Annotated in this window: 12 protein-coding genes; 6 read left to right on the plus strand and 6 right to left on the minus strand. The window is 52.3% G+C overall.

Features of this window, described 5'->3' with window-relative positions; all coding sequences use genetic code 11:
• Positions 1-250: 250 nt before the first annotated feature.
• From LBJ25_00495 to rpoN, 3 genes are read right to left on the minus strand one after another with little or no spacing between them, the layout of a single operon-like run.
• Positions 251-547, minus strand: coding sequence for a nucleotidyltransferase domain-containing protein (locus tag LBJ25_00495; protein MDR1452442.1), 297 nt, complete (start codon positions 545-547; stop codon positions 251-253).
• Between the two features lie 12 nt (positions 548-559).
• Complete coding sequence (locus LBJ25_00500; protein ID MDR1452443.1) at positions 560-3,253, minus strand: cation-transporting P-type ATPase; 2,694 nt, start codon at positions 3,251-3,253, stop codon at positions 560-562.
• Positions 3,237-4,595, minus strand: a complete 1,359-nt coding sequence (rpoN, locus tag LBJ25_00505; protein ID MDR1452444.1) for an RNA polymerase factor sigma-54 — start codon at positions 4,593-4,595, stop codon at positions 3,237-3,239. The genes LBJ25_00500 and rpoN overlap by 17 nt, the downstream gene beginning before the upstream one ends.
• Positions 4,596-4,650: 55 nt before the next feature.
• Between rpoN and cmk the strand changes: the two genes are divergently transcribed.
• Both cmk and LBJ25_00515 read left to right on the plus strand, forming a co-directional pair.
• Positions 4,651-5,280, plus strand: coding sequence for a (d)CMP kinase (cmk, locus tag LBJ25_00510; protein MDR1452445.1), 630 nt, complete (start codon positions 4,651-4,653; stop codon positions 5,278-5,280).
• 51 nt (positions 5,281-5,331) lie between these two features.
• Positions 5,332-6,660, plus strand: a complete 1,329-nt coding sequence (locus LBJ25_00515; protein MDR1452446.1) for a glucose-6-phosphate isomerase — start codon at positions 5,332-5,334, stop codon at positions 6,658-6,660.
• Here LBJ25_00515 and LBJ25_00520 read toward each other — a convergent pair.
• The 3 genes from LBJ25_00520 to LBJ25_00530 form a co-directional block, all read right to left on the minus strand.
• On the minus strand, positions 6,657-8,462 hold the full coding sequence (locus tag LBJ25_00520; GenBank protein MDR1452447.1) for a PASTA domain-containing protein: 1,806 nt from the start codon (positions 8,460-8,462) through the stop codon (positions 6,657-6,659). The genes LBJ25_00515 and LBJ25_00520 overlap by 4 nt on opposite strands.
• A gap of 3 nt (positions 8,463-8,465) precedes the next feature.
• Positions 8,466-8,654, minus strand: coding sequence for a hypothetical protein (locus LBJ25_00525; protein MDR1452448.1), 189 nt, complete (start codon positions 8,652-8,654; stop codon positions 8,466-8,468).
• A 79-nt stretch (positions 8,655-8,733) separates the two neighbouring features.
• The gene (locus LBJ25_00530) at positions 8,734-9,510 is read right to left on the minus strand and encodes a hypothetical protein (protein ID MDR1452449.1); all 777 of its coding nucleotides are present in this window, start codon (positions 9,508-9,510) and stop codon (positions 8,734-8,736) included.
• 98 nt (positions 9,511-9,608) lie between these two features.
• Here LBJ25_00530 and LBJ25_00535 point away from each other — a divergent pair, with 98 nt between their 5' ends.
• From LBJ25_00535 to LBJ25_00550, 4 genes are all read left to right on the plus strand, one after another.
• The gene (locus LBJ25_00535; protein MDR1452450.1) at positions 9,609-9,926 is read left to right on the plus strand and encodes a helix-turn-helix domain-containing protein; all 318 of its coding nucleotides are present in this window, start codon (positions 9,609-9,611) and stop codon (positions 9,924-9,926) included.
• Between the two features lie 46 nt (positions 9,927-9,972).
• Positions 9,973-10,551: an electron transport complex subunit RsxA gene (rsxA, locus tag LBJ25_00540; protein ID MDR1452451.1), complete on the plus strand. Its 579-nt coding sequence runs from the start codon at positions 9,973-9,975 to the stop codon at positions 10,549-10,551.
• A 9-nt stretch (positions 10,552-10,560) separates the two neighbouring features.
• Positions 10,561-11,337 (plus strand): RnfABCDGE type electron transport complex subunit B, encoded by a 777-nt coding sequence (locus LBJ25_00545; GenBank protein MDR1452452.1) that lies wholly within the window; start codon positions 10,561-10,563, stop codon positions 11,335-11,337.
• Positions 11,338-11,424: 87 nt separating this feature from the next.
• On the plus strand, positions 11,425-11,816 hold a 392-nt coding region (locus LBJ25_00550; GenBank protein MDR1452453.1), incomplete at its 3' end, for a hypothetical protein.

Here is an 11,816-nt window from a genome sequence, read left to right on the forward strand (position 1 = left end):
GTGTGATCTACGCCGCCGCCGACCCTAAAGCTGGCGCCTGCGGCTCTGTGCTGAATATTCCAGCCGAAAAAAAATTAAATCACCGCCCGGAAGTGGTCGGCGGCGTGCTGGCGGCTGAAGCCGGACAGCTGCTCAAAGACTTTTTTAAAACGGCGCGGAGGAGACAGATTATTTAGTCAATCCCTGCTTTTTTTGCCATTGTTTAAATATTGCGATTTTATCAGACATCATAATTTCAGACCCTCTTTATCTACAGCATACGCAATAGTATTAGGAATGTTTTTTCCCGAGCAAAAGTTTTCTTGTCCCTAATAATAATATCCACTGGATAAAGCCATACATCATGAAATTTCATACACAGACTGTTTTTGACGTCCAGCGCGCTTCTGGGTGATAATTTCTTATCAGACACCACCAAGAAATCCCAGTCGCTGTCTTTAGTGCAATCCTGCCGCGCGCGGCTGCCGAACAAATATACTTCCGGTTTGCCCAAATTTTCGGCCAGCACCAGTTTCTTGAATAAAGTTAAAACCGCTTTGTTTGGCATAAAGATATTATACTACAAAAGATTTTTTTGATTTTTCCATCCGCTCGCCGCCAGCCTGATCAGCGATGGCAGCAGCGAGCAGATCAGCACGACGGTCAAAATATAATAATTATCCAGCGGCACAGTGCCGAAAACCGCATTGAGCGGCCGCACGTAAACTATTGCCCAGGTGACAAAAACATTCAGCGCGAAAAATAATTTCAGCAGAAAATTTGGCCGGAAAAATTTTTGCCAGAGATTGCCGTCGCGCAAAACAAAAGAATAGATCTGCGGGCTGAGCAGCGCGATAACAAAAGCCGCGGTCTGCGCGTAAGCCAGCTGAGTGCGCGCGTGTGACGCCGTGCTGGCTACGCCGGCCGGCAGCGCGTTAAGAAACCACGCCGCCAGAAAACCTACGGCGATCATGGCGCCAAAGATCAGGCCGTCCGCAAACATTTTTATTCTTTCCGGCTTATTGATCAGCGGCTCGTGGAGCTTGCTGGGCTGACGGCGCATAATGTCCGCCGCCGCGCCGTCGGTGCTGATCGCCACGGACGGCAGGGATTCCATGACGACATTAGACCAGAGTATTTGCAGCGGCAACAACGGCGCGCCGAAGCCGAACAGCGGCAGGCCGAGAATAGCCAGCACTTTGCCGATGTTATTGGTAATGAGATAGACGATCAGTTTTTTAAGATTGCTGTATACCGTCCGGCCTTCGCGCACGGCGTGCACGATCGTCGAGAAATTGTCGTCGGTCAAAATAATATCCGCCGCTTCCTGCGCGACCTGCGTGCCGGCTTTGCCCATGGCAATGCCCACATCGGCTTTTTTCAGCGCCGGCGCGTCATTCACGCCGTCGCCAGTCATGGCCACAATGTGCTGGTTGGCTTTGAGCGCGGCGACTATATCCAGCTTGTCCAGCGGCGCGACGCGCGAATACACGCGCAGATCTTCCACAGCTTTGGCGCGTCGGGCTTCCGAATATTTTTCCCAGTCTTTGCCTTCCACGGCCTGCGTGATGTTTTGCGCGATGCCGACATGCTCGGCGATAGAAAAGCCAGTTTTTTTGCTGTCGCCGGTGATCATCACGACCCGCACTCCGGCGGCCTGCGCTTCTTTGATGACCTGTTTCACTTCGTCTTTGGGCGGATCATAAATCACCGCCGCGCCTAAAAATACGCCGTGAGGTTCCGGAGCGGTCAGCGAAACTTTGCCGGTAAACTTGGCGAAGCCGATCAGCCGGAAACCTTTGGCCGATTTTTCCGCTAGCTCGGCCAGAAACTGCTTGGGTTTGAGCGGCAAAGTTTCTGCGCCGTCATGCCAGCGGTCGCAGAGCGCGAGGATTTTTTCCGGCGCGCCTTTGAGATAAACTTCCACGCTGTTGTCGCTCTCCAGCACCCGGGCGGCGGAGTACATACGGTCGGAAGAAAAAGGCAGCATTTCCTGAACTTTGTGAGTTTTCAGCAAAGTTTCCGCTTTGAAACCGCTCAAGTAAGCGGACTTTAACAGCGCGGTCTCGGTCGGGTCGCCGATCTCCTGCTGAATAGTCCCGTCTTTTTCCACCAGACTGGCGGTCGAAGCGGTGAGCGCCGCTTCAAAAACATCGTTGATCAACTCCGTGTCGCCATCGGCCAGCATCGCCAGTATTTCCGCGCTGGCGCGATAACCGCCTTTGATAAAATATTCTTTGACCGTCATAACGTGCTGCGTGATCGTGCCGGTTTTGTCCGTGCAGATATAGTCCACATTGCCGAGTGTTTCCACCGAGACCATTTTTTTGATAATGACCGATTTTTTGGCGAGACGCTCGACGGCCAGCGACAGCGCGATAGAGATCGACGCCGGCAGGCCTTCGGGGAAAACCGATACGATCACACTGACCGCGATCAGCAGCGTGGAGTGCCACGCGGCCAGTCCGCCACGCCAGAAACCTAGCGCCGCCGCCGCCAGCGCGGCAAAGAACGCCGCCTGGACGAGAAAAGCAGTTTCTTTATCCAGTTTTTTTTGCAGCGGCGTTTTTTCTTCCTGAGCCTCGGCGATGTTTTGAGCGATCAGCCCCATTTGCGTGGCGCGTCCTGTGGCAAAAATAACGGCCTGCCCGGCGCCATTAATCACGCGGCTGCCCGCGAATAAAACATTGGTCATCTCGTAAAGTTTTTTTTCGCCTTTTAGATCGGCCGGCTTTTTCTCGATCGGCTTGCTCTCGCCGGTGAGATGCGCTTCATCCAGCATAATATCCTGTCCGGAAACCAGGCGGCAGTCCGCCGGTATGATGTCGCCCGCTTCAAAACATAAAATATCCCCGCGCGCCAGACGGGCGGCGGTGACGATCTCCAGTTTGCCGCCGCGCAAGACTTTGGCCTGCGGCGCCAGCATTTTACGCAGCGCGTTGACGGCATCCTCGGCTTTGGCGTCCTGCCAGAGACCGATGACCGTATTGATGAGCACCACGCCGAGTATCGCCGCCCCTTCTATATAATCCTGAATAAACAGCGATAGCGCGGAGGCCGCCAGCAGGATCAGCACCATCGGCTCGCTCAAAGATTTAAAAACCTTGACCAGCAGCGGCTCGGCTTTTTTCCCGGCCAGTTCATTGAGACCGTATTTTTGCAAGGCGGCGGCCGCGGCTTTTTCGCTCAGCCCCTGCGCCGAAGTGTTTAGTTTTTTGTATAGCGCGCTGATGCCGCCGCCGTAAAATTCCTGCAAATTATTTTTTGCGTCCATAAGACGAAGCCTCCCCTAGATCTGTTCGATATTTGGCGATAGTCCGCCGCTTGATCGGAATGCCGCGCTGCTCCTGCAACAGATCGGCGATTTTTTGATCAGAAAGCTGCGGCTGCTCGCGGATAATTTTGATCAACATGCCTTTGATCTGCATCGCCGTATAGCCTTTGAAATTGCGCGGGCATAAATATTTAAGCGGGTACAAGCCCTGCGGGGTTTCGGCGTATTTCGTGGACACCGCGCGGCTGATCGTCGAGGGATGCACGCCGACATTTTGCGCCAGCGTGTCCTGCTGCAAAGGTTTCAGCCAGTAGTAACCGTTTTGCAAAAAATCCGTCTGCGTTTTTACGATAATATCAACGATATTTTGCACGGTTTGATAACGTTTCTCGATATTCTCAATAAAAATCTTGGCCGCCGCGAGGCGCTCGTGCAGATATTCTTTCGTCTTGGCGTCGGTATCCGGATTACCCAGCATCTGCAAATATTGATTGTTAATGTTCAGGCGGGGGCCTTTGTCGGCTTCTAAATTTAAAACCGTAAAACTGCCGCTGTCGTCCGCGCGCTTGATAATAAAAGAAGGAATTATCGTCTGCACCTGATCGTCGCTTTTAAAAGCATTGCCCGGCAGGGGATTGAGGTTTTTTTCGATGAATTCCGCGATAAATTTTGCGCCGGCCAATTCGATGTCCAGATCTTCCGCCACGGCCGCGAAATCTTTTTTGGCCAGATCGTCCAGATGATATTTCACCGCGTCGGAAATGACTTCCTGCAGAGCGGCATTCTCAAAATTATATTCGCGGATCTGGATCAGCAGACATTCCTTGAGACCGCGCGCGCCCACACCGTCCGGCTCAAAAGTTTGAATGATCCCCAATATATGCTCGACATGATTTTTTGTCGCGCCGCCGGCCACGATCTGTTCCCGCAAGGCTTTGTAATCCTCAATATAGCCGCGCTCGTCAATGGCGTCGATAAGCTGTTCGGCGATGCGTAGATCGGCCTCGTCAAGATTTTCCAGCCGGGCCTGCTGCAGCAGATGTTCATGCAGCGTCGGGCCGCGCGCCTTCAGCTCTTTGTCCGGCCGCGAGTCGTCATAACCGGACAGCGAACGTTCACCGCTCCGCGACAGCGTCCGCGCGTAATTCAGCAGTTCGTCCTGCCGCGAAATTTCCAGCGCTGGATTTTCCGCCGCTTCTTTATTGATGGACTCCAGCAGATCCTGATAAGGCAGATGCAGGGTTTTAAGCAGCTGCAGCATGCGCGGATTGAGCATTAGCTTGAGCTGCTGGGAAAGATTTAAAGTCTGCGCTAAATTCAGTTTTGGCGCGTGTTCTGCCATGAGTTTAGTTTAACATAAAATTATGGCGCCGTATTACTTATGTTATAATCCCCTCATGCAGATCGCCATCGACGGGCCAGCGGGCAGCGGCAAAAGTACGATCGCCAAAATTTTGGCCAAAAACCTGGAGTTCAAACATATCGACACGGGCGCGTATTATCGCTGGGTGACTTATAATGCTCTGTCCGAAAACGTAAATTTACAGGACGCGGCGGCGGTCATTCAGACGGCCGGGCAGACTGATTTCGCGCAGATCGACGAGAGTAAAATTCGCAGCCAGGCAGTGACCGAAAATGTTTCCACGGTTTCGGCCGTGCCGGAAGTGCGCCGCTGTGTGGTGGCGCGGCAGCGTCTGGCCGCGCAGAACAGCGATATTGTCATGGAAGGCCGCGACATCGGTTCGGTGGTTTTTCCAAACGCGGAACTAAAAATTTTTCTGACCGCCTCGGTCGAGGAACGCGCGCGGCGGCGTTATCAGGAATTGCTGGACAAAGGCGAGCGGGTAGACCTGGCGGAAATTCAAAAAGATATTATCGAGCGCGACCGCAAGGACAGTACGCGCCAGGCTTCGCCGTTGCGTAAAGTGGACGATGCTGTGGAGATCGATACGACCGGCCTGACTATCGAACAGGTGGTGGAGAAAATAACGGAAATATATAATCAGGCTTGTCGTAAGAAAATATAATTTTCTCTTTGTAAGGGAAGATGCCGCCGGGGGCGGCAGAGAGGTGTAATAATGAAACTCAATTATCAAAACATGCTGAACACGCCAAAGACCGCTATTCAGATTACCGAAGCGGAAATGCGGGCGCTCTTCCCGAAAGTAAAAGAAATTATCGAAACGCTCAACCGCGGCGCGGGCGACAATCAGGACAAAGGCGTGCCGATGATCGGCTGGCAGACTTATGCCAGAGATATAACTCCGACGGAAATTCAGAAAATTAAAGACGCCGCGCAAAAACTGACCGCTAAATGCGATATGATTTTTATTATCGGTATCGGCGGCTCATATCTGGGGCCGAAAGCTGTCATCGAAGCGGTTTACGGCAAGAACTACAATGATCTTCTGAAAACCAAATTATATTTTATCGGCTGTGACACCGATCCGGATTTTTACGCGCATTGTTTAAAGATCGGCGAGGGTAAAAATTGCGGCGCGGTCGTGATCTCCAAATCCGGCACGACCACCGAGCCGGCGCTGGCTTTTCGTTTTATCAAGCGGCTGATCGAGCAGCGGCAGGGTAAAAACGCCAAAGATTATATTATCGCTGTGACGGACGCTAAAAAAGGCGCTTTGCGCCGGCTGGCTGACGCGGAAGGCTATGCTTCTTTTGTCATACCGGACAATATCGGCGGCCGATTTTCCGTCGTGACGCCGGTCGGTCTGGCGCCGATCGCTATGGCCGGCATCGACATCGCGGAATATTTAGCGGGCTGCCGCAAAGCTCTGCCGCTTATCGACAATCCTGATGCGGAAAAAAATCCTGCCGCGCTTTATGCTTTATTAAGATTTATAGCCTGGCAAAAAGGCGCGGCGGTGGAGTATCAGGTCACTAACTCGGCCTTTTTTGAGTCGAATATCGCCTGGACTATGCAGCTGGAGCCGGAGTCCGAAGGGCATTGCGGCCACGGACTGCATGTTGTGCCGGCGGTGTTCCCGCGCGATCTGCACTCGATCGGCCAGTTGATCCAGCAGGGGCCGCGCAATTTGTTTGAGATCGCCACCAAAATTATGACGCCGCGCGCCGACCTGCCGGTGCCGCTGTGCGCGGACGACACCGACGAGCTCAATTATATACCGCAAAATAAATTGACGCTGAATGACATAAACAAAATGACTATTGACGGGCCGCTGGCCGCGCACTATGCGGACGGCGTGCCAAATATGACTATCGAGCTGGAAAAGATCACGCCGGAAAATCTGGGCGAATATCATTATTTCTTAATGAAAGCGACAGCCATACAGGGCTACCTGCTCGGGCACAATCCCTTTGTGCAGCCCGGCGTGCAGCTTTGGAAAAACGAATTGTTTAAGCTGGCGGGCAAACCCGGAAGCGTGCCTTAATTTATATTCTCGGAAACCGGCGGCTGATCTTCTTCGTTTCTCAATTCCAGACGGTAGGCCAGGTCGTTGAAATAATAAACTTCAATGATCGCTTCCGGTTCAGTATTGATTTCCAGAGTAATTCTTTCCCCCGGGTGCAAAAGTTTTTCGGCAAATTTGCGGCGGCGGTTGCCGGTCTGCAAATAGACCACAGCATTTTGCTGCTCCCATTCCGGCTCGTTTTGCAGATGCAGAAGCAAAGAGATTTTTTCAGCGGTCTTTTCTTTGAATTCCAGCCAAACCGGATAACCATCGCTGAGCGTAACGTTAATTTTCCCGCCGCGCTCGACAGCCGCGCCGGCTTCCGGCGACTGGCTGATAATTTGATTGGCCGGATATTTATTGCTGTAAAGACGCTCGGCCACATTGATCGTCAGACCGCGGTCAGCCACCAGCGGCGCGGCGCTCTGCAGCGTGTGCTCGACCAGATTGGGCGCGGTCAGATTGGTCGTCTGCTGGCTGGCGTAAATGCGCACGATACGGTTTTTCTTGACGACGCGGCCGACAGCCGGATCGATGGCGACCACGTAATTGGGCGTAATATCCGAATTGATATAGCCGCCAAATTTGACGCGCAGACCCTGCTCGCGCAGCAGAAGAGTGGCTTCCTCGATCGGCAGATCCAGCGCCTCTGGAATGGAGAGCCGCGGCACGGAATCAAAATAATTAAAAAAAATAGAATTGATAAACAACGCCAACCCTGCGGCAAAAATCCCGAGGAGCACGTAAAAAACGATCCGGTCTAAAGGCAGCGTCAGCCTCTTTTGGGGTTCCGGCGGATCGTTCGGAATTTCTTCTGTCGGCATGCTTGTCCTTTGCGCGCGGTGCTGCGGAATAATATCGTCCAGTCCGTCAATATTAGCATATTCCGGCGCGTTTTGTTCGGCGGGCTGATTTTCCGGCTTGGCCCGCGCGGTTTCGCGCTGCTGCAATTCTGCCACCGGCATGGCGACTTTGTGCGCGTCCAGATCGCCGAGAAATTCCGCGGCGGACTGCTGGCGGTAAATAGCGCGATGCTGCAAGGCTTTGAAAATAATGTCCTCCAGGTACTGCGGAAAATCCGGCAAAATAATTGTCAGCTTTTCCGGCGGCCGCAGATAATTCTTGAGCATCATCTGCCTGTTATTTATTTCTGGATAAGCTGTGCGGCCGGCCAGCAGCCGGTAAAAGATCAGCCCCAGCCCCAGCACATCAGCGCTTTTGTTTAATTTCTCGCCGCGTATCTGCTCTGGCGCCAGATAGGCCGGATCGAGAATGGACGGTTTGTTCTGGGCGGCCAGCAGAGAATTAAGCAGACCGTCAATATAAAAATTGCGCGCTTTAATTTCGCCGTTATCCAAAACATCGATATTGGCCGGACAGAGCGCGCCGTGTACGATGCCCTGATCCTGCGCGTGCTCCAGCGCTTTGCCGACGGCGGCGATGATGTTCAGGGTTTCCGGTAGCGGCAGGCGTTTGATCCTGGCCAGAATATCCTCCAGGGATTTTTCATAAGGCGTGTCGTAGATGACGGCAAAGCGTCCGTCCGGCAGGTAAACGCTGTCGATGATGCGGGTAATATTTTGGTGGCGCAGACCGGCGGTTTCTAAAATACCGTCCTGGATTTTTTCCAGCAAAGCGGGCTGGCAAAATTCTGGCCGGTAAACGCGTATGGAGATTGTTTGTCCGGCGGCCAGCGCCAGCCCTTTGTGCCAGACACTAGTGGTGTCTGTTTTGAGCGGCTCTCCGAGAGAGTATCTGTTTTTGAGCAATAGTTCAGCCATAAATTAGTCTATGGGTATATCGCTGGCGTCCAGCAAAAATTTTTCTTTTTCCAATTCGGATTGCAGCCACTTGAAATTAATTTTGCGCGCCGCGAGTTTATTGAGATTGACATTCCGCGCCGTGAAATTATGGGTTTTGCCGCTGGCGGTCCTGATTTTGTGCGAATGTTTGCCTTTGCTATGCTGCTGCATAACTGCCCCTTAATATCTGGCATCATAACAGAGATTTCCGGCAAAAAACAGCCGTGATTTTAGCGAACTTATAGTATGTTTACGCGCATTTACGGATATAGATTAGCGCGTAATAACTCGGCCGGTTGTCAAAAGCCATGCCGGAGCCGGTATCGCCCACGCTGCCGCCGGAAATATTATGCGTGTGAGCGCCATCGCCCCCTGTAGTCCCTGAAAAGGAATGTATATGCGAGCCTTCACCGGCTGTATCACCGGCCAGCGTATGCGTGTGTCCCGTGCTGCCAATCGTGCCGGACGGTGTCATAGAAAATTTTATGCCACTGCTATTACTAGAACTCTCAAGTCCCCACGTGATACCAACTTGTGAAGAAAACACACCATTCATACCACCCCTACTTACCAGCACAGTCGCATCACCAATGGGTATATACCCGGAAGCATCCGTGCCGGTAAATGTATGACTGTGGTCTCCGCCGGACACGCTGACAGCGGATAAGTTATGACTGTGGGTTGTGCCACCGCCGGATGATCCTGAATAATTATGCGTGTGCCCTGACGCCGTGTCAGCGCTCAAGCCGGACAATTGATGGCTGTGCGCCGGCAAGTTGCTTGTGGTCAACGTAAGGCTGTTGCTGCCGCCCCCGCCGCCTTTAGTGACAGCGCCCATGATAAATTTATTCGTCAGATCCGGCGTTAGTCCCGCGGCGGCATTGGCTGCTGTGCAGGCATACCAGCCTTTGAGCGTAACATTGTCCGTCCAGCCGCTTCCGTCATACATCAGTATCGCGCCCACCGGAAAAAAAGTTAAATGCAAAATATCGTCTGCCACCATCGGCTGGCCTTTAGCTATGGTCATAAAAATACCCCCTTTATTTTTCTATAATGTCTTATAGCCATTATTATAGTGGCTATAAGACATTTGTCAAGGCTATTAGCCATAGTTTATAAGGACTTATGTCTTTGCGACAGCTCTTCATCAGCAATCTAAAAAAACTGCGTCAGGGACGGAAGCTTTCTCAGCTCCAGCTTTCGCTGGATTGCGAGATGTCGTCCACTTACATTGCCGAAATAGAAATGGGACGCAAATTTCCTTCTATAGAAGTTGTCGAGAGGATCGCCGCTGTTTTGCATGTGCCGGCGCACTCGCTTTTTTGGGACGCCAATGATTCTGGCAGAAAAAGACACAGCGCGCCATCCATACCGCCCGTTATCCGTGAAGAAATTATCGCCAAACTGCCGGAAGTTATCGGGCGGTTTATCAGGAAGTATTAACTCAATAAATTTGACTTTTACGGAGAATTGCCCCTAAAATTTTCTAATGTCTCTATTTGCTATTATGGTTTCCGCGCTGGTGATCAATAATTTTGTGCTGACCCAGTTTTTGGGTATTTGCCCGTTCATCGGCGTGTCGCGCCAGCTGGAGTCCGCGGTCGGCATGGGCGCGGCGGTGACTTTTGTGCTGGCTTTGTCCTCGCTGGCTACGTGGCTGATCCAGTATTACGTTTTAGTCCCGCTGCGGATCACTTATCTGCAGACCGTGTTTTTTATTTTGATCATCGCCGCTCTGGTACAGCTGCTGGAAATGGGACTGCGCAGATTTTCGCCGCCGCTGCAAAAAGCGCTCGGCGTGTATCTGCCGCTGATCACGACCAACTGCATTGTGCTCGGCGCGGCGATCTTGAATATCAATAAAAATTACGATTTGCTGCAGTCGATCGTCCATGGCGTCTGCGCGGGGCTGGGTTTTGCGCTGGTGCTGCTGGCTATGGCCGGTATCCGCGAACGTCTGGAAACCTCGCCTGTGCCAAAACGTTTTCAGGGCGTGCCGATCACTTTTATCACCGCGGCTTTGATGTCTATCGCTTTCCTGGGTTTTTCCGGTTTGCAGATCGGCTAGAGGTTTTTTATGACGGCTGGTTTTTGGACACTGGTGATTTTGGGCGGAGTTTTGGGTCTGCTTTTGGCCGTGGCCGCGGTCTGGCTATCCGTCGCGGAAAATCCGCTGATCCAGCGGATCCAGGAAATTTTACCGGGTTATAACTGTGGAGCCTGCGGGCAGTCGGGCTGCGCCGGTTACGCTGAAGCTCTAGCGGCGAACAGCGCGGCTATCGATCTCTGCGTGCCGGGCGGGGCGGAGACTTTGCAAAAAATTGCCGGGCTGCTAAATAAAGAAGCCGCCGCGCCGGCCGGCCGGAAAATCGCTTTCGTTTTTTGTCAGGGCGGCGTGCGCGCGCTGAACGCCTTTGCTTATTCCGGCATTTTGTCCTGCCAGGCCGCGGCGATTTTGCAGGGCGGCTACAAAAAATGCGCGCGCGCTTGTCTGGGTTTCGGTGATTGCCAAAAAGTCTGTATGTTCGGCGCTATAACTATCAGTGAATACGGCGTGCCGCGCGTCGATCTGGACAAATGCCTGGACTGCGGCGCCTGCCTCAAAGTCTGCCCCAAAAAAATCATTCAGCGCGTGCCACAGCGCGAGATGAAACAAGTGATTTGCAGCAACCACGACACACCCAAGACTGCCAAAGCGGTCTGCGCGGCAGCCTGCATCAGCTGCGGCCGCTGTGTCAAAAAATGCCCTTTCCAGGCCATTGAATTAAAAAACAATCTGGCCGTCATTGACCCGGACAAATGCACCAACTGCGGCGAATGTGCCGGAGAATGTTTGACGGGGGCGATTGTCTGAAACGTCCGCGCCGAATTATAAATAATAAAAAAATGGGACGATTTTTCGCAGCCAACGATATATAGACAGAAATTTTTAGGAGGTAATATGTTTTGTAAAAATATCGCGGCTATGTTTGGAGACTATTACAGTTCTGGTCCGGCTGCGAGGAATTTTGCTGACAAACCTGCGCGCTGGAGCGCTTATGTTGATGGTTCCGGCACAGAACATATTCAAGTCGGCGGACTTTACTGGGACGAGGCGCAAATCAAGGCTCAGGGTAAGGGCGATTATACGCAGCACTTTATCCTGAACGCTTACCAAGGAATATCCGAGCAAGAAAAGGATGGATTTAGAAACAATGGTTATCCATTGCCCAATCTATTAGCGGTTGGCGATAAAGTGGCTGACGGTCAAGATATGTTGGATGAGTTCATTTGTTTTGCCGAAAATCTGCAGTATTACGGCGGTTTTCGCCCGGAAATAATTTTAATGAATTT

It is taken from the genome of Candidatus Margulisiibacteriota bacterium, from assembly GCA_031268855.1.
In the GTDB taxonomy this organism is placed as follows: domain Bacteria; phylum Margulisbacteria; class Termititenacia; order Termititenacales; family Termititenacaceae; genus Termititenax.